Source organism: Reichenbachiella sp. (assembly GCF_039944555.1).
GTDB lineage: Bacteria > Bacteroidota > Bacteroidia > Cytophagales > Cyclobacteriaceae > Reichenbachiella.
In genome coordinates this window covers 284,201-303,187 of record NZ_JBDUYN010000016.1, presented here as the reverse complement: position 1 = coordinate 303,187, position 18,987 = coordinate 284,201, and the positions used below count along the sequence as shown (strand labels likewise).

Sequence of the window (18,987 nt, the reverse complement as noted above, 5' to 3'; positions counted from 1 at the left end):
TATGATATACATCACGCAACTTATTTATATCAAATCTGGAAAAGAATTAGTTTTTCAAGAATTTGAAAATCATGCGATTCCGCTGATGGAAAAGTATACCGGTCGGCTGATTCAGCGGCTAAGACCGAATGCAGATGCGTACGTGGCAGGGGAGGAAGAAAAACCTTATGAAATTCACTTGGTCAGTTTTGAGTCTGAAGAGAAGTTGCAAGAATTTTTCGATGATAAGAATAGGTTGAAATTCAAACATCTGAAAGATGAGTCGGTGAAGTCAATCTTGATGGTGAAAGGAAAGAAAATGTAAATGGATCAATTCGTTTGAATTGAACAGTAAAAGAATCAATGAAATATTACAGCACTAATAAACAAGTACCAGAGGTAAGTTTTGAAAAGGCCATTTTTCAAGGACTACCAGATGACAATGGATTGTACATGCCGAAAACCATTCAGCCGTTGTCAGTTGAGTTCTTCAAGAATATTCATGAGATGACTTTGCATGATATCGCTTATGAAGTCGCCAAAAAATTTATTGAGGACGAAATTCCGGAAAGAGATCTAAGGGGAATCGTGGAAGGCACATTGGATTTTGATCTGCCTTTGGTTGAAGTTGAAAAGGGGATTTATGCGCTTGAACTTTATCATGGCCCTACCTGCGCTTTTAAGGATGTTGGAGCAAGATTCTTAGCTAGATGTCTAAGCTACTTCTCTCGCCAAAGTGACAAGAAAGCAACTATACTGGTGGCAACTTCGGGAGATACCGGAAGTGCTGTGGCAAGCGGTTTTTTGGGAATGAAAAATATCAATGTAGTCATTCTCTATCCAAAAGGGAAAATAAGTAAAATCCAAGAACAGCAATTGACCACCCTTGGTGAAAACATTACTGCCTGTGAAGTTGAAGGTACATTTGACGACTGTCAGAAGATGGTCAAAGACGCCTTTTTGAATCTTGAATTGAAGAAGAAATATAATCTAACTTCAGCTAATTCTATTAATATGGCACGTTTGGTTCCTCAATCATTCTATTACTTCTGGACCTATGCGATGTTGGGACGTGACAGAGATGTAGTGATTTCCGTACCAAGTGGGAACTATGGTAACTTGACTGCAGGCCTACTCGCTAAGCGGATGGGATTACCGATTACTCAATTTATTGCTTCTGCTAACGCCAATGATATTGTGCCTTCGTATTTGAGAACCGGACAATTTGAACCCAGAAAATCTGTAGAGACTATTTCAAATGCCATGGATGTTGGAAACCCAAGCAATTTCTATCGTATGAATGATTTGTACGGTTCGTCCGTTGAGAATTTTAGAAGTGAGATTAAAGGATTTACTTATTCAGATGAGCAAACAGGAGAGACCATTAAAAAAGTATATGGAGATACCGGATATTTGCTTGACCCTCATGGTGCGGTCGGATATCTTGGACTTAAAGAATATTTAACGACTTCTGATGCAGTAGGTGTATTTTTAGAAACTGCTCATCCGGCTAAATTTCTAGACATAGTAGAACCTATCATTGGAGAGAAATTGGAGATTCCTCAAAGGCTTCAGGATTATATTGAAAGACAGAAGGTAGCAATTGAAATCGATGCTGATTTAGAGCAATTAGAATCAATATTAGAGAGACTGTAAATCAGTTTGATTAGAAAAGAATAGCTCAGAGTCTATACTCGGAACAATTCATTGTCACTTAGTTTGTATCTGGCTATGCTTCTGCGGTAAAGTAGGCAGGTTGTCCGGCGTACTCCTCGCTTCTACCAAGTTCTTTTAGCATATGGAAGTGACTGGCAACTGCGTCACTAAAACTTTCCACGGCATAGTAGGGTAGCCCAAACTCCTTGGTCGTTTGTTGCACGATGGGCGCAATTTGCGGATAATGCACGTGGCATACATCTGGAAACAAATGATGTTCTATCTGAAAGTTTAATCCTCCAACTAACCAGCTCAATATCTTGTCATTCATGCCATAGTTACATGTGGTAAGTAATTGATGAGCCGTCCAACTATGTTCTACTTCTTCCCCCTCAATTTTAAAAAAGGCCGCTGACGGCACTACATGGGCAGTTTGAAAAATCATAGCTAGCATAATACCCGTCACACCGCTTGATATCAATATCATAACAAGAGTTAACCAAGCAGGAATCGGTATGACCAGCATAGGCACCACCACAAAAAATATGTAGTAGAAGAACTTTCTTGCTATGATTGCGGCTAATTCTTTTCTAAATGTTGCACCAGGTTTGATCAAACGCATTTTCTTGTAATCGAATGCCTTTAAAAAGTCTTTGGTCGTAAGCCATTCTAGCAGAGGTACACAATAGAATAAGGGAGCATACAGATGCTGAAACCTGTGAAACCATTTTTTTGGCTGGTTTTGGGAAAAACGGAAAACGATTCGCGGTAGAATGTCTTCATCTGTATCCTCTATGTTGGTATAAGTATGATGAAGAACATTGTGCTGAATTTTCCAAATCAATGAATCCACACCTATAATCATGGCGGAGAGCCCCATCCAAAAATTAACTTTTTGACTTTTTGAGTAGGATCCGTGCAAGGAGTCATGCATGACAGCCGTGCCAATAAAAGCTTTCCCCAATCCCATGATTACCCATAGCGACATCAAAATGGGTATGCTGGTAATTCCGCCAAAAATGAGAATGAAATAAGGACTTAGATACCAGGTGAAGAGCAGAATCGATTTGACAATCATTGCAGTATTTGCATCTCTATTGAGTCCACTTTCCTGAAAATAGGCATTCACTCGCGATTTTAGAGTAGCAGTAAATTCCTGATCCTGTTTTTTTGAAAACTTGTATCTGATCATAGCCGACTAATTTTTCTCAGAGTTTTGGGTAAAAGGAAATATTAAAACTTGCTTAAGTTGAAACTTATCATCATGGTTTTCGTAAAGCAAGCCCCAAATGTAACCAGATTCGGTCGGTCTACCTAATTCGATTGATAGCTACCCAAGAGAGAGAATCGACTTCACGTGCTCATAATACAAGTATTTGAGATATGTTGCCATGATAATCTAAATAGCTGATTAATATCATTTTTTAACAAAAATGTCCTAAATTACTAGTTCGTTTTAGCCATCAGCTAGGCTAAAATATGTCAGCTAAGAAAGATTGAAGTTACAATAAAGAACTGCGCAATTCTTATTGTATATCTATATTCTATCTTAGCCATGAAGCAAAATAAACAAACCCTACCAATCCTTGGTATCCGAATAAAATTTGTGGGCCTAATCCTGCTCCTTGTATTTTCATTACCCAGTTATACTCAAGTATTGTTCACTGACGACGAAGAACCTGGCAATTGGATTGATGCTACTACCTGGGCAGCCAGCCAACCAAGCCCACTAACTGCAGCTATTGTTGATGAGGTAACCATTCAAGGAGATGTTTATCGTGGTGGTAGCCTCGATTTTTCAATAACTGGTCTCGGGGGGTTGACCATACGTGGCAACGATGGTGGAGATACCTTAACGGTGGATGGAAACCTTACATTTACCGGAGCGAATATGATCCTCGATGTTGAAGCTAATGCAGTTCTCAAGGTTTATGGAGATTTTGACACCAATGGCTCTACAGTGTTAATTTCAGGAGAAGGGACTATAGTTATTTCTGGAAATCTAATTTTGGATGCCGGTTCGGATTATGACGACAGTGGAGGTTTTAATAACCTATATGTCGATGGAAGTATTAGTGGTACTTCTGCAGACGTGGCACAGACTCAAACTGATGGACAAACCTTTACAGACCTCAATACTAACCAACCCATACTACATGCCGAAGTGGTAACGGAACTTCCGGTCACTTTGGTCGGTTTTGATATTTATACAGAATCAGGTGGTGTCAGGTTAGCTTGGGCAACAGCCTCTGAAGAGAACTTTGATTTTTTCGACATTCAAAGGTCAAAGGATGGGAAAAATTACGAATCAATTGGTCAATTGGCCGGAAACGGAAATTCTACCCAATTAATAAATTATGGCTTTTATGATAGTCGTCCGTATTCGGGAATATCCTACTACCGCCTCAAAGCTGTCGATTATGATGGCTCTTATGAAATCTTTGAAAGTAAAAGGGCCGATGTTTCATTTGGTGGATCACAAATATCATTGTATCCAAACCCCATCTTACAGCATACATCAGGTTTGAGGGTAGATTTTCAAGATGTTTTATCGGATAAAATAATAAGTATATATGATGCTCTTGGTAAGATGATTATTGAAGAAAATATTAACGAGGAGGCAAACTTTTGGCAGTTGAATGAGGGATTGCCCAGAGGTATGTATCATATCAAGGCGCAATTCGGTAGTCAGACGCTGGTTAGGAAATTTTTGGTGAATTAGAATTTGGAATTTTAAGTATTGGGTCATGGAACGTATTTATAAAGTAAGTTTTTTTGTTGGATTGGTCATGTTTTTTAGTTGTGGAGGAGATCCGCACGAACCGCCAGTGTGTTTAACTGAAGATGTATCCGATCACCATCTGGTAATCTTCAGGTGTAGTTCCAGCCAGCTGTCCAACTTAGTAAGCAAAGTGGGTGGTGCAGTAGAAAGAGTGCATGAGGAAATTGGTGTAGCCAAAGTGAGCGGGCTTTCAGATCGCGCGGCTAGAAAACTTCAACGAAATCGATGGTGGATATCAGCGGTGTCCAGAGATATTGAGGTTGACTGGCTCAGGCAGCGGATTGATGAGCCTGTCGAGACAACAACAGAAACATCGCTAAGAACTCGCGATCACGGAGATCCAACCTCTGCTGCTTTTTATAATTTCTTTCAGTGGGGAATGAAGCAAATCGGTGCTGGTGAAGCCTGGTCGGTCGAGCAAGGGGATGAGCAGGTAAGAGTGGCCATCATTGATAGCGGAATCAGTCCTGATCATTTGGACCTGTCAGGTAGATATGATCTTTCTGCAAGTATAAATTTGAGCAACAATGATCCTTCGGATTTGGAAGATAGAAATGGACATGGCACCCTAGTGTCAGGAGTTATTTCTACGAATAATATTAGACTGGCAGGCTTAGCCCCTCATACCACAATGGTTGGAGTAAAAGTATTGCAGGATGATGGTTCTGGCAACTTTGCAGATTTGATTGGAGGCATAATGCATGCTGCAGTAGATGCCGATGCTGACATCATCAATATCAGTTTTGGGTCTCATTTCTCAACCAATTTTTACAGATGTCAAGAGCTCAGAACCGCCATTCTTTGCCTGAAACTAGCAGTCCATTACGCGAAAAGACAAGGTAAACTAATTGTAGCGGCTGCTGGTGATGGAGATGAAATGAGCATGGGAATGGATTTGGATGCCAATGGTGGAATGATGCATGTTCCCTCTCAATTACAGGGTATCTATTCGGTAGGAGCAACTACTGCGATAAATCAGGCTGATTTTGATAGTTTGGCATCTTATTCAAATTATGGATTTCATGGAGTTGATGTTGTGGCTCCTGGAGGAAATGACTTATTAGTAAACGGGACATTCACAGACGGTATCTTTAGCACAGTCTCCCCTTATTTAGTAAATGGTTCCGTCAACCGCTACAACATGGCCTCAGGAACCGGAATAGCTGCGGCTCACGTGTCTGCTCTGGCAGCTTTAATAAGTGCTCAAAACAATGAGAGTCTGACTGTTGAACAGTTAAAGCAAAAGATAAATGAGACTGCAGATGATATTGGAGAGCCGGGTCGTGATAAACTATACGGTAACGGTAGAATCAATGCGCACAGAGCAGTGACTGAATAAAAAACTAAGTATTATTCTGCTTTTTCCGCACGCTTCAGTAATTCTAGATGAAGGGTAAGGAGGAATGTTTCCAACTCTAATTTTACTTCTCGTATCGATTATCTATTGTAGATTTTTATGATTTCTGTGATTAGCGAATGTCACGGGCCAGTATCCTTGACAGGTTTTTTGATTGAACAAAGGGCTCAAATCTTGAGACATGAAGTTATTCGCGTACTGTTACAATCCTTTACATTGTTTTCCAACAAAAAAATATTAGCTAATTAGGGGTAATCTATAGCCGGCTTCGCATTTAAGTTCATATAGTCTCTTCATGAACTTAAAATATGGCCTGGACCTATGAATAAAAATCTAATTATTTTCCGTTATCCAATCTCATCTGGATCCGGTTCCATTCTATTATTATTTTTATCCATTTTCATTTTTTATTCAAGTATCGCACAGGAGTTGTCCATAAATGATTTACCTGGTGATTGGCAGACAGGTTCAACATGGGATGTGTCCGGCAACTGGGATGTAGGTGGTGGACCAACCTCAGGGGTTAATCGCTGGGCAACTGTGCGAGGAGATATAACCGTTTCAGAATCATTGAACTATTCTCATACGGTTTTCTCCGAAGGGTTGACAATTGAGGCTCATGATACCCTCACCATATTTGGTGACCTTACATTTACAGGTGCTTTTATGACTTTGGATATAAGAGATAATGGTGTTCTAAAAATCTATGGCAATTTTGATACCAATGGATCTTTTGTAACTATTAGGGGAGATGGTGTCATCGTGGTTTCAGGTAATTTGACAATTGATGGAGGGTCTGTTTATTCGGACAACGCCGGAGCAGATGATTTGTATGTTGATGGAGCAATAACGGGCACGGGATATGGCGGTAATTTTGACGACTTAAGTACTAATCACCCCGTCTTATATAGTGAGGTTACTTCCGAGCTTCCTGTAGTGTTACTGGACTTTAAAGCAGAATCGTATGGTAAAGGAATCCATTTGAAATGGGCAACAGCATCAGAGGAAAATTTTGATTTTTTTGAAGTCCAAAGATCAGCAGACGGATCCGAATATATTTCCATCGGTCAAGTCAAAGGTCATGGAAATTCCTCAAAAATCATTCACTATAATTTCAAGGATGGATCACCGGCGACAGGCATCTATTACTATAGACTAAAGGCAGTTGATTATGACGGTTCATTTGAAATATTTGAAAACAAAAGAGTAGATCATTTTTCATTTAATCGGATTGTCAATATTTACCCCAATCCAGTTAATCAATTTACAAAAAGTGTTCGACTTGATTTCCAATCAGGATTTCCACCTCAAAAAGTAAGCATTCTCGATGCAAGAGGTAATCTTTTGATCCAAAAACCAATCCTTGATGAGGTCAATTTAATGCAACTCGAAGTGCCATTGCCTTCTGGATTGTACCTTATTCAAATCGAAGTTGACAAAGAAATCCTAACCCAGAGATTACTGATTAACTAAACATTTAAAAATTTATTTTATGATGAAAAGTAATTATTCAATACTCATAATGTTATGCTTAATTCTTATGGGTTGTTATGGTGATGGTGACAATTCGCCGACTTGTACTAATCAAAATTCGACAGACGACCATTTGGTAATATACTGGGGGAATAAGGATGAATTTATAGGAGCAGTTGCCCAAGTTGGAGGTGCGGTTGAACGCATACATGGGAATATAGGTGTAGCCAAGGTAAGTGGCCTGACTGATACTTCAATTTTAAATCTGAAAAAGCGAATAAAAATTATAGCTATTGGCAGGGATGTTGAAGTAGACTGGTTGAGGCAAAGAGTTGATGAACCGCTTCAGGTAGATGCCATGAGTTCAACTAGAGTACTTAATCACAACGAACCAACTGATGCCGCCTTCTACAATATACTCCAATGGAATATGAGAACAATAGAAGCCGGTACGGCTTGGTCGATTGAACAAGGGGAAGAGTCGGTGCGTGTGGCCATTGTAGATACAGGAATCAACGCAAATCATATCGATCTTACTGGAAAATGCGATGCGTCCGCAAGTATTAATCTTACTAGTGATAACCCTATTGATCTCGATGATGACAATGGACATGGTACTCAGATTGCGGGCATAATTTCTACTAACAACATATTTATCGCAGGACTGGCACCGCATACCACTTTAATCAATATTAAAGTATTAAAACAAGATGGAAGCGGGACCTTTTCGGATTTGATAGCTGGTATAATGTATGCGGTGGATAATGCAGAGGCGGACATAATCAACATTAGTTTCGGATCTCATTTTTCATCAAATTATTATGAATGTAGTAACCTGTTCACATCGATTACCGCACTGAAAAAGGCCATTAGATATGCAAATTGTAAGGGCGCTTTTATTGCAGCGGCGGCGGGTGACGGCGATGAGACCTACCTCGGAATAAATCTTGATGAAACAACTGAGAATATTCATATGCCATCTCAGATAAAAGGAGTACTTTCAGTTGGTGCTACTGCACCGATCAATCAAATGGGTTTCGACAGTCTGGCATCTTATAGCAATTACGGATTTTCAGCAGTTGACGTAGTGGCTCCAGGTGGAAATGATTTAAGACTTAATGGAGGTTTTCCAGATGGACTAATCACCTCAGTGGTTGTCATAGGATTCAATAATCGATATGATGTTACTTACGGGACGGGAATTGCTACGGCTCATGCTTCTGCACTTGCTGCTCTAATCAGTGCTCAGAATGACGAGTTGCTTTCACCACGGGAGATTGGGATGAAAATCAAAAATACTGCTGATGATATAGGTGAACCTGGTCGCGATAAACAATATGGATATGGTAGAATTAATGCACATCGCGCAGTAACAGAATAGAATTATTAGGCATTTTCAGCCTCTTCCTTACCCTTCATTAGATCTACATGGAGGGTAAGGATAAATGCTGTGCCTACGCCAACCTTGCTTCTTACCTCGATATGTCCTCTGTGCGTTTTTATGATGTCGGTGGTTATCGAAAGTCCTAAGCCGGTACCCTTGCCAGATTCTTTAGTGGTGTAGAGCGGCTCAAATATTTTCTTTTTCACATCCTCAGTCATACCGGAACCACTATCCTGGACAATTGCCCTAACGTACTTACCTGAAACATTTTGAAGCATGACCTTGATCCAGCCTTCTCCTTCAATAGCGTCTGCTGCGTTTCCTATCAGATTAATAAAAATTTGATTGAGTTGTCCGGGAAAACAGTCAATTGCAGGAATATCAACACCATATTCTTTGATGATCTGAACGCGTCCTTTATACTTTGACTTTGAAATAAGAAGGGCGGAATCGATGATTTCATGTAAATGTGCTTTTTTAAACTTCTTCTCATCTTTCCGTGAGAAGATCCTCAATCCATCTACTATTTCAGTAATTCTTGTAGCACCAAATTTCACATCTTCTAGTAAGTCAGCCGTGTCTTTTTTTAGCATCGAGACACTAGCATTTTCTGCTTTGTGGATGTTGTAGTTGCTTTTGATTTCATCAATATCATCTAACTGAAGTACTTGCTCGAATGTTGATAAATTGTCGAAGGCCTCTGAGATGTTTTCTTCGAGTATTTGAAGACCATTGGAAACAAAACTGATTGGGTTGTTTACCTCGTGAGCTATACCAGCGGTCAGCATGCCGAGAGCAGACATTTTTTCAGCTTGAATCAGGTTGGCCTGTGTACGTTTTAGCTCATCATGCGCTTTATGCAATTTTGCATTTTTTTCCATAATGGTGGCATTGCTAATTTCTAACTCTACATTTCTTTGGTGAATGGTAGCTTGTTGTTTTTTAAGAAGTTTATTGAGATTTCTAACCCTAACGTATTCTACTCCCAGAATTATCGCAATCAAAATGATCGCCCCACCTGCAATCAAATAAATTTGCTGTCTTTTGGCATTTATCTCTGCTTCTTGAGTGAGAATAAGCTTTTCTTCTTGTGCTATTTTTAGTTCCAGTTGCCGGCGAACAAGACTTGCTTTGTATCTAAGAATCTCAGCTTGTCTTTCAGTACTTTCAAATTGGTGCTGAGCCACCATTAAATCCTGATGAATATATTCAGCTTCAAGTGCTGAGTGACCAAGATCTCTGTTGCCCACCAAAGCTTCATGCTCAAGGAATTTCAACCTGGCAATTTCGTTACTTAAGATTTCATTTCTTTTGGTTTTTTCCTCAGCCTGTCGTGAAAGATCCTTTTCTATCACTATTGCTCTTGAGATTCTTTCTAGGTCTCTGGCAACTATTTCTGCTTCCTCAAGATCATCAGGGTGATACTTGGCTTGACTTGGAAGTCTGCTTTTTAAAGTTTTGAATTTGCTATCATATTGGTCTGCTTCCTTTTGACTACCAAGTGCCAGATGTGTCTTTGACAATAGACGATAAGTATTGCTAAGAATTTTGTTTCCTGTTGGATTTCTAGTACCAATAGTTTCGGAACTTTTCAGAGAAGTTAGGGCTTTTTCATTTTCTCCGGCAGTCAAGTAGAGAGCGGCCATCTGATTATGGGCATTTGCAGCCATTTGGTCACTGCCTCCTTCGGTTTCTATTAGGGCAATGTAGGCTTCTCCAACTTCGATTCCTTCCTCATAATTTCCAGCTTTTTGGTGTACTTCCAAGAGACCATCGTGAGCAATCAATTTAAAATAAGCTAAACTATCCCTGATGGCCAACTCTAGCAGCTTCTGAAATGAGGCCAGCGCTTTTTCGGATTGATTTGATATCAGATAGTTGAGGCTTGCTGCCGATTTTACCTCAATCATTCCTAATTCGTAATCGATTTGGTTGAATTGGTCATAGGCAATCTCGTAAGTTTCAGCAGCTTTATTAAAGGCTCCCATATGAGAATATATATTGGCCAAGGAAAGGTAACCGTTTGCTGACACGCTATAATTATTAACTTTCTCTGCCTGCATACTCATTTCCAGAAATAAATGAATAGCCTTCTGAAATTCGTTTTGAGTCAGATAAATCTCTCCAATAAGGTTTTTAGCTTCCCACGTCTTTTGTGCGTCAGCAATATTTTTCGCCAGATTTAATGCAGATTCAGCTTGATTCAGGGAAACAACTAGTCTTTTTTTGTTGAGATTTTTTTTAGCATTTGCAAGAAGTGCGCCGATTCTTTCTTTTTCCCTATCATCGATTCCCTGCGCTAGACAGACTGATCCCCAAAACATCAGAAGTAAGATTAGGAGTACGAAAGATCTTGATTTTTCAAGCGGTAAATTCATAAATATTTGCCTAAATGGGTGTGTTTTTAGTTGTTGTATGGGGTATGTAGAATATGTTTGAACAATTCGTATCAAACTAAGCTACTTAAATCAGTCAATTCACCAAAAAAAATAATGTGAAAAGAAGGGATATTTCGTCGAATGACTTCCAAGGGCTTTAAAAGTTTCGATTTTGGTGCGATTATTACCAATTCTTGATAGTTTCGTCGAGTTGTTGAAAATTGACTTGAAAAGCACAAAAAACATCATCGATCTATCTAGTGAAGGAGACTTTGAGGAAGTTTTCAAGACCTACTATCAGCAACTTGCCGCTTTTGCATTCCAGTATGTAGGGAGTCATGAAATAGCCGAAGAGCTAGTCCAAGATGTTTTTACAAATGTTTGGATAAAATCCGATCAAATAGAAATCCGTACTGCAATAAAGTCATATCTCTATGGGGCTGTCAGAAATGCAAGCCTGAATTTCCTGAAGCATAAGAAAATTGAACGTCGCTACGAAAAGCAAGAGCAAAATAAGGTCGATTCATTCGAAACTAACTTTCTTGAGTTGGACGAATTGCAAATCGAAATAAACAATGCACTGAATCAACTGCCTGAAAAATGCAGACAGATTTTTGAAATGAGCCGATTTGAGGAAAAAAAATATAAAGAAATAGCGGATGAGTTGAGCTTGTCCATTAAGACAGTGGAAAACCAAATGGGACGTGCCCTAAAGGTTATGCGGACTGCACTGAGCAGGCATTTGCCAAGCTTTGTGTTTTGGGTGATTTCGGTACTACAAAAAAACTTGTGGGGGTAAAATGAAAGGTAGTTGTCCACATTATAGCGGAAGATGAGCAAGAGAAAAAGACATATCGTTTCTGAGGAACTATTGTTCAGGTATTTTGTCGAGGAAGTAAGTCCTGACGAACAAGAAATGGTGTTGTACTGGAAAGATTTATCTCTTGAGAATCAACAGAATTTTGAACGCTGTAGGATATTCTTTATAGATGTGCACGCCTTGAAAAGTGTTGGACAGGTTGCATTGGAATATGATGTGGAAAAGGCATGGAGTAATACTTTTAGGCCAAAAAAGGGAACTGATACTTCTCGAAATGATGGGCTGTATGACTTTCTTAAAATAGCCGCCACCATTCTTTTGGTGGTTGGAGCAGGATGGTTGGCATATCAGTTAACGCATAAAATAGAAAACACAGAGTTATCAGCTTCCAGAGACATACAATCAGTAGACCTTCCCGATGGGTCTCATATAACACTCAACAAAAACAGTCAGTTGATCTACACTTCAGAATTCGGGGATAAAGAGCGAAGAGTCAAGCTTAAAGGTGAAGCATACTTTGATGTGAAGCATAATCCCGATCAACTTTTTGTGATCGAGACTGGAGAAATACAAGTTAAAGTGCTAGGTACTTCCTTCAATATTAATAATTCAGCTTCAGATAGTGTGGTGGTAACGGTAGATACCGGCCGCGTTCAAATGATAGTGTCTGACAAAGAGGAAATTCTTACGCCAGGTTTCAAAGGAATCTATTATAGGAGTAGTCAGCTATTAGTTAAGCTTGAAACAAACAAAATTGGAATGCAAAATTACTGGCGCACTAAAGCGCTGACTTTTCAAGCAACTCCGTTGTCAGAAGTATTGGGTGCTCTTCAAGCCGTTTATGATACTAAAATTGAAACTTCCAATGCAAACATTGTTAATTGTAAAATCAGCGTAGATTTTGAAGAAGAGTCACTGGAAAATGTACTTAACATTATAGGAGAAACGCTGAATTTGGTTTGGTCAAAAAAAGATGGAGTCTACTTACTTGCCGGAGATGGGTGCTCGGACTAAGTTAAGGCGGCACTTACTTTTGTGGGCTCTATTGATTTCTATGGAACCAGGTCGGTCTCAAAACTTACCAGAGAGACCAATTACTGTTAATTTAAAAGAGGTGACTGTGAGCCAGGCACTCACTCAAATCAATGCTCTGGAGGGAATAAGGTTGTCTTATAACCCCGATCATTTCTCGCATGGTGGATTGCTAAGTAGGTCTTTTCAAAATCAACCTTTGGATGAAGTTTTGGAGGTTTTATTGGGAACTAACTTTAGCTACAAGTACAGAGGAAGCTATGTAATTATTCAACCCAAAAACAACGTGGTAAAAAAGCACACTGTTAAATTATCAGGAGCGGTAAAGGATGCACAAACCGGGAAGGTAATAAAGGACGCCACCATTTATGAAGTAAATAAACTGAATGCCACTCTTACTGATGACAGAGGGCATTTTGATCTGGTTGTTTCTGCCAAAACTGATTACGCCACATTTGCCATCAGTCGGGAGCATTATCAGGATACTATAATCCGTGTACAGAACATTTCAGAAATGTCAGTTTCATTGAAACCAGTAAAAAATGAGAAGATTAGGATTGTTGATCGGTTCGAAATAGAAACAAAGAAGCTGGTTCAGTTTTTTACGCCTAAGCAGTCTCACAAAAACGTGCGAAATGTGAGTATGGATGAAGAGAGATTCATTCAATTCTCTGTTGTACCGATGGTAGGAACCAATGGTACGTTAAGTGGTAAGATCAAAAATAATATTTCTATTAATTTGTTGGCGGGATATGCTCATGGCCTAAATGGTGTTGAGCTTGGCGGAGTTTTTAACATTGACCGAAAGGAAATGAACGGAGTGCAAATCGGTGGATTTGGTAACGCTACAGGTGGTGAATCTCATGGTGTGCAGCTCGGAGGATTTATCAATACAACAAAAGGCTACACCGAGGGCGTTCAGGTAGCTGGCTTTTTCAACCTTGTCACAGATAGTATCAAAGGTGCACAAGGAGCGGGTTTTGTAAACCTCTCAAAGAAAATGGACGGCGTACAAGCGGCCGGCTTTGTGAATTTATCAACAGGTAAAGTAAAAGGAGTACAGGCAGCTGGATTTACGAATGTATCAAAAGAAGTAAAGGGGGCACAATTATCTGGTTTTTTGAATATGGCAAAAGAGACTGAAGGCGTTCAGGTTTCAGGGCTTCTTAATGTGACAAAAAAACTCAGAGGAATTCAGTTGGGCATTATCAACATAGCAGATACGGTAGAAAGAGGTGTGCCTATAGGCCTGTTTTCCTTTGTAAGAAAGGGGATGCACGAGCTGGCCATCGAGCATAATGAATTTATGCCATTGAATGTGACCTTTCGGTCGGGTGTCCCAAGATTTTATAGCATAATGTCAGCAGGTATAGATCCGTCAAAGGAGAATCTATGGAACTATGGATTAGGACTCGGAACTCAGCTCAGGCTAAAAGATAAATGGTACGGTAATTTCGAGCTGGTGGCGCATCACCTTCTTAACCCAGATCGAGATATGGAAGAAGATCATATGAATCTGCTCAATAGACTCAATTTTAACGTGGGTTATCAATTAGCTAAACACTTGTCATTAAATGCTGGACCGGTACTCAACTTGTACCTCACTAATATTTACAACCCTTCTACAGATACTTATGGAGACATCAAAAGGTCGGGATTCTATGAAAAGACCAGTGATAATCTGTATATCCTGGCTTGGGTAGGATATGCAGTTTCTGTGAGGTTTTAGATTAAGCCTAAAAACCTTGAGGAACCTGAATACTCTCCATCAGCATTTGCTGTTGCATTTGTTGGTGCCATTGATTAAACATAAATGGGTCATAGTAAAAGTAGTTATTTTGAAGGCTCTCCGATTTTATGCTAAAATTGATTGGGATAACAATTTCTTGTGTCATGAATTCACCTTCAAAATTCTTTGAAGCTCTCCAAATTTTATGGTTGTTGTTGGTTTTGATAAACGCTTCAGTTATTTTTTTATCTGTTTCTTCGCTAATTCCCTGAAGGATCTCAATTTCAATTAACTTACCTTCGCCATCTACAAGAAGCCTTACATAAGCAGTACCTTGCTCTTCGGCCAAAATCATTTCGTCGTCATATCTTAATATGGATTTAAAATGATTCCACATACTTTCGCTCATTTTGATGTACTTCAAGTTCCTTTTGGTCATTTGAGTATATGTTAATGCTTCTGATTTGTGGTAGACCTTACTTTCAATAAGTAAACCCCTTTTATAGTGGCGAGTAATTTGTCTTGACCTGACACTGTCGTAAAATGATTCTTGTGCCTTAGCCATATTTAAATTTGCAACCTCTTTACCCGTCGGGTCAAACACTTTTTCATAAACCAGGCCATCATATGGAGAATTTTTTTGGATATAATGTAATTGTCCGTTTGAATAGAAGTTTTCACTTCTTGCAGATTCATTATCCTCGTAGCTTGCTATTTTTCTTATGTTTCCATTTGGGTGATACCACTCAAATTGGCCATGTCTAATTCGAGGCTTTAGTGATTTATATTGGCCGGTTGCTAGCTTTTGTCCATTTGTGTCAAAGTAGCTTAGGGTAAAATTAAGGTCTTTCACATCTGTAATCATGGCAAAATAGGAAGCTTCTGCACGACTGCATTCTTGGTATTGTTGGTTTAGATAGATACTGTCTTTATTCTGAAAGATTTGATAATTTTTAAGTGCATCGAGCAACTGATCGATATTATGCTGTCCTATTTTTGTCTGGTCAATGTATTCTGTTATGAATTCATTATGACCAAATAAGCTGAGCAGACGATTTCTAAAATTTTTTGAATGATGTAAAGGAACGCTATAGAACTTATTCTGGTATTTTAAAAAACGATCAACAGAGGTCTTTTTATCATGTTTATAAATTACGATGGAGTCGTTGTAAGATTCGACCAAAACGAACTTTGGGTATTTTATGTGTGGATAACTGAAATTGACCGTCTGTAAGTTTTGCATGACCACAAAAGAATCAAGTCCTACCTTGTAGGCTTTCACTGCTGAGGCCTTCACTTTGACAGGCTCATCACTAGTTGTTTTTTTGAATTCAAATTCTTTGGAACCTAAGAGTTTTTTGATGTAGCCTTCAGTTTTTTCCCCGTCCTTATCAATGAAATATCCAAGAATGAAATTTTGCATGCCATTGGCTGTGATATTGATAGCATTCCCCTTTGCAGGATCAAACGCAATCATATTGTCTATAGGCTCAAAGGTATTAGTCAGAAAATAGCCAACTTCTAAATTTTGCTGTGCTGAAACGCGCGAGATATAAAAGAATAGTAAGAGGACACAAACAATTTTCTTCATCTACCTACCTTATTAGTTGGACTCCAGCCATCTCCAAATGATCCCAGTATTCAGGGTACGATTTTACCACCACCTCAGGTTCGTTGATGACGCAATCAAATTTCATGCAAAGCGGTGCCAGCGCCATGGCCATGCGATGATCATCGTAGGTATCGAAAGTGATTGTTTCAGAAACCTCCAAACTTTTAGGTGAAGTCAAAATCCACCTTCCGTTCTCATGCTCTTCCAGCGTGGCGCCAATTTTTGACAGTTCGGAGGCCATAGCTGCTGTTCGGTCAGATTCTTTGATACGTAGACTTTCCAATCCGGTCATGTCCAAATTTACACCCAAAGCGGCAGCACAAGCCATCACCGTTTGTGCAAGATCTGGACAGGATTTGAAATTGATGGTCAATTCTTTTTTTATGTCCGTTCTGCTGAGTGTAACCGTTTCTCCGGAAAAGGTCGATTTCACACCCAGACCCTCCATAATAGAAGCAATGGCATGGTCGCCTTGATTGGATTCTGATCTCAAGCCTTTCAGCGTAATTTGCGCTTTACCAGCAAGTGCATATAAACTGTACCAATAACTAGCGCCCGACCAGTCGGATTCAATGGTATAGCTATTTGATGAATATTCCTGAGGTTCTATTTTTATTTGATTGCCTTCAAATTGACCTTCAGCACCAAAATGCGCCATCAAATTCAAAGTCATTTCGATATATGGTCGACTATAGATTTCTCCTTCCAAAGTAATAGTCAGCCCGTCTGGAAGAGTAGGAGCTATCATCAAAAGCGCAGAAATGTATTGACTGCTGATATTGCCCGGTATAGTAAGTTGGTTGACCTTTTGTTGACTAAATGCTTTGAATAACAGTGGCGGGAACCCTTCTTCATTTTCATAGGAGATATTGGCTCCTAGGTTGTTAAGTGCATCTACCAATAGCTTGATCGGTCTTTTGCACATTCTTGGTGTTCCGGTAATCCTGCGCTCAGTTTTTCTTATCGCAAGAAAGGCGGTCATAAAGCGCATGACTGTACCTGCGTCTAGAACATCGAGCGTATATTCTTTTGAAGAAAGCAGTGCTTTCATGGTCACCGTATCTCTTGCCGTAGACAGATTTTTGAGCGATGATTGACCTCCGCCCAACTGATTCAAGAGCAATACTCTATTGCTCTCACTTTTTGAAGAAGTCAGAGGCACATCGAGGGATAATGTTGTTGCGGGTTTACTTAATTGTATGGATCCACTCATGCTCTCTTATTGAAATTTTAAAGGTGCAATATTAAAGTCTAGGCAGGAAAATGAAGTCATTCGACAGGATTTTAATTTGCAGATGTCATTACTTGCAATAGACTTAATTGATAAGGGTCGGACGTTCCCCTAAACCAACACCGAATAAAAACCCGACTCGTTTTCAATTTGGTATATCTATTACTTAACATTTTCGTTTAAACAATTCAGGCTTGGGCTTGAGGGACAAAACAATAAAAGTTGTTTTATACATAGGTCAGAGAATAATATAATGAAGCGTACAAACAAAAGAAGAAGAGGAATTTTGAGCAAACTGGTTGCAGGGGCAACTGCAGGGGCTACCGTTGGGTTGGCTACCTATTTGTACTTCAAAAGCGAGAAAGTAACTACCAAGAAAGTAGATGACGTAATCGTGTCTGAAGATGCAAAGGCAGACTTATTTGTCTAGTAACCTGTTGATCAGTTTGTTTCCAAACACTTGTTGAGGTAAAACATTGCGTCCAACATGTCAGGTGCCGATATAGGCACATTTACCTGGCATGCGCCAATGGTTTTGAGCAAACTAAACTGAACAGAACCTCCTTCGTTCTTTTTATCCTGAAGTGTCAATCCAATGATTTCGTCAAAAAGTGATTTATCGACAGCCACTGGCTCATAGATTTCTATCAAGTAGGACACAATTTCTTCCAATTCATCTGTACTCAATCCGGTAAACTTTTGTGAAAGATAGGCCTCACAGATCATGCCTGCGGCTATGGCCTCGCCATGCAAGAGTCGCTGCTCTCCTTTGTCAAGAAAATGAGATTCTATCGCATGTCCCAGCGTGTGGCCAAAATTTAGAATTTTTCTTAATCCGGATTCAAATGGATCTTCCGATACTACTTCTTTTTTAATTTCAATGGACCTGGTAACTAAGTTTGTCCAATCAGCGGTTTTCAGATCTACTAATTTCACCTTTTCCCAATAGGATTTGTCGTAGATCAAGCCGTGCTTAATGACTTCCGCAAATCCGGAGCGCACTTCCCTTTCTGGTAAAGTGCCATAGAAAGATGTATCAATCAGCACATTCTGGGGCTCAGCAAACAACCCGATATGGTTTTTGAATCCATGAAAGTCAACACCCAATTTCCCGCCAACGCTCGCATCCACTTGTGAAAGCAAGGTAGTCGGAATATTAAGGAAGTCCATCCCGCGCTTATAGGTACTAGCTACAAAACCACCCATATCTCCAATCACTCCACCGCCTAAGTTGATCACAAGTCCCTTACGGTCAAATCCCGCCTCAGTCAAGGCCATCCAAAGCTTTTCACATGTGCCTAGGTGTTTGTTTTCTTCGCCGCTATCTGTTCGAAACAGAAAGTGTTCTGGTAAGGCATCAAGGATTTTTGGTAGGCAATGCTCTTCTGAATTTTCATCGCAGATGACAGCGATTTTGCTATATTTTTTCCCGCTGAGAAAATTACGGATACTTTGGGTAATGTCATTCGTGATTTCTGTACGGTGATTTTCCATGATTATGCTTTATCAGCGGCAAATGTAATCTTGTCCATTTTAATTTCCTTTCAATTGGTG

At 39.6% G+C, this 18,987-nt stretch carries 15 protein-coding genes; 10 read left to right on the top strand and 5 right to left on the bottom strand.

Annotated features, from left to right (window positions below; translation table 11 throughout):
* Position 1 precedes the first annotated feature (1 nt).
* Complete coding sequence (locus ABJD64_RS23670; protein ID WP_348181335.1) at positions 2 to 304, top strand: DUF1330 domain-containing protein; 303 nt, start codon at positions 2 to 4, stop codon at positions 302 to 304.
* Positions 305 to 342: 38 nt separating this feature from the next.
* Positions 343 to 1,635 carry a threonine synthase gene (gene thrC, locus ABJD64_RS23665; protein WP_348181334.1) on the top strand — a complete coding sequence of 431 codons (1,293 nt, stop codon included), beginning with the start codon at positions 343 to 345 and terminating at the stop codon, positions 1,633 to 1,635.
* Between the two features lie 73 nt (positions 1,636 to 1,708).
* Here thrC and ABJD64_RS23660 read toward each other — a convergent pair whose 3' ends face one another.
* Complete coding sequence (locus ABJD64_RS23660; RefSeq protein WP_348181333.1) at positions 1,709 to 2,827, bottom strand: acyl-CoA desaturase; 1,119 nt, start codon at positions 2,825 to 2,827, stop codon at positions 1,709 to 1,711.
* Between the two features lie 363 nt (positions 2,828 to 3,190).
* On the opposite strand from ABJD64_RS23660, the gene ABJD64_RS23655 reads away from it, so the two are divergent.
* From ABJD64_RS23655 to ABJD64_RS23640, 4 genes are all read left to right on the top strand, one after another.
* Positions 3,191 to 4,357: a T9SS type A sorting domain-containing protein gene (locus tag ABJD64_RS23655; RefSeq protein WP_348181332.1), complete on the top strand. Its 1,167-nt coding sequence runs from the start codon at positions 3,191 to 3,193 to the stop codon at positions 4,355 to 4,357.
* Positions 4,358 to 4,382: 25 nt separating this feature from the next.
* Positions 4,383 to 5,756: a S8 family serine peptidase gene (locus ABJD64_RS23650; protein ID WP_348181331.1), complete on the top strand. Its 1,374-nt coding sequence runs from the start codon at positions 4,383 to 4,385 to the stop codon at positions 5,754 to 5,756.
* A 339-nt stretch (positions 5,757 to 6,095) separates the two neighbouring features.
* Positions 6,096 to 7,247, top strand: coding sequence for a T9SS type A sorting domain-containing protein (locus tag ABJD64_RS23645; protein WP_348181330.1), 1,152 nt, complete (start codon positions 6,096 to 6,098; stop codon positions 7,245 to 7,247).
* A 19-nt stretch (positions 7,248 to 7,266) separates the two neighbouring features.
* On the top strand, positions 7,267 to 8,628 hold the full coding sequence (locus ABJD64_RS23640) for a S8 family serine peptidase (protein ID WP_348181329.1): 1,362 nt from the start codon (positions 7,267 to 7,269) through the stop codon (positions 8,626 to 8,628).
* A gap of 5 nt (positions 8,629 to 8,633) precedes the next feature.
* On the opposite strand, the gene ABJD64_RS23635 is transcribed toward ABJD64_RS23640, so the two are convergent.
* Positions 8,634 to 11,009 (bottom strand): ATP-binding protein, encoded by a 2,376-nt coding sequence (locus ABJD64_RS23635; protein WP_348181328.1) that lies wholly within the window; start codon positions 11,007 to 11,009, stop codon positions 8,634 to 8,636.
* A 175-nt stretch (positions 11,010 to 11,184) separates the two neighbouring features.
* On the opposite strand from ABJD64_RS23635, the gene ABJD64_RS23630 reads away from it, so the two are divergent.
* The 3 genes from ABJD64_RS23630 to ABJD64_RS23620 all read left to right on the top strand — a co-directional run bounded on the left by ABJD64_RS23630 (position 11,185) and on the right by ABJD64_RS23620 (position 14,590).
* Positions 11,185 to 11,808: an RNA polymerase sigma-70 factor gene (locus ABJD64_RS23630; protein ID WP_348181327.1), complete on the top strand. Its 624-nt coding sequence runs from the start codon at positions 11,185 to 11,187 to the stop codon at positions 11,806 to 11,808.
* A gap of 33 nt (positions 11,809 to 11,841) precedes the next feature.
* Positions 11,842 to 12,843 (top strand): FecR domain-containing protein, encoded by a 1,002-nt coding sequence (locus ABJD64_RS23625; protein ID WP_348181326.1) that lies wholly within the window; start codon positions 11,842 to 11,844, stop codon positions 12,841 to 12,843.
* Between the two features lie 106 nt (positions 12,844 to 12,949).
* On the top strand, positions 12,950 to 14,590 hold the full coding sequence (locus ABJD64_RS23620) for a hypothetical protein (RefSeq protein WP_348181325.1): 1,641 nt from the start codon (positions 12,950 to 12,952) through the stop codon (positions 14,588 to 14,590).
* Positions 14,591 to 14,597: 7 nt separating this feature from the next.
* Here ABJD64_RS23620 and ABJD64_RS23615 read toward each other — a convergent pair whose 3' ends face one another.
* Complete coding sequence (locus ABJD64_RS23615) at positions 14,598 to 16,181, bottom strand: hypothetical protein (RefSeq protein WP_348181324.1); 1,584 nt, start codon at positions 16,179 to 16,181, stop codon at positions 14,598 to 14,600.
* Between the two features lie 4 nt (positions 16,182 to 16,185).
* Positions 16,186 to 17,415 carry a 3-phosphoshikimate 1-carboxyvinyltransferase gene (locus tag ABJD64_RS23610; protein WP_348181323.1) on the bottom strand — a complete coding sequence of 410 codons (1,230 nt, stop codon included), beginning with the start codon at positions 17,413 to 17,415 and terminating at the stop codon, positions 16,186 to 16,188.
* A 271-nt stretch (positions 17,416 to 17,686) separates the two neighbouring features.
* Here ABJD64_RS23610 and ABJD64_RS23605 point away from each other — a divergent pair, with 271 nt between their 5' ends.
* Positions 17,687 to 17,863 carry a hypothetical protein gene (locus tag ABJD64_RS23605; RefSeq protein WP_348181322.1) on the top strand — a complete coding sequence of 59 codons (177 nt, stop codon included), beginning with the start codon at positions 17,687 to 17,689 and terminating at the stop codon, positions 17,861 to 17,863.
* 11 nt (positions 17,864 to 17,874) lie between these two features.
* Here ABJD64_RS23605 and aroB read toward each other — a convergent pair whose 3' ends face one another.
* The gene (aroB, locus tag ABJD64_RS23600) at positions 17,875 to 18,927 is read right to left on the bottom strand and encodes a 3-dehydroquinate synthase (protein WP_348181321.1); all 1,053 of its coding nucleotides are present in this window, start codon (positions 18,925 to 18,927) and stop codon (positions 17,875 to 17,877) included.
* Between the last annotated feature and the right edge of the window lie 60 nt (positions 18,928 to 18,987).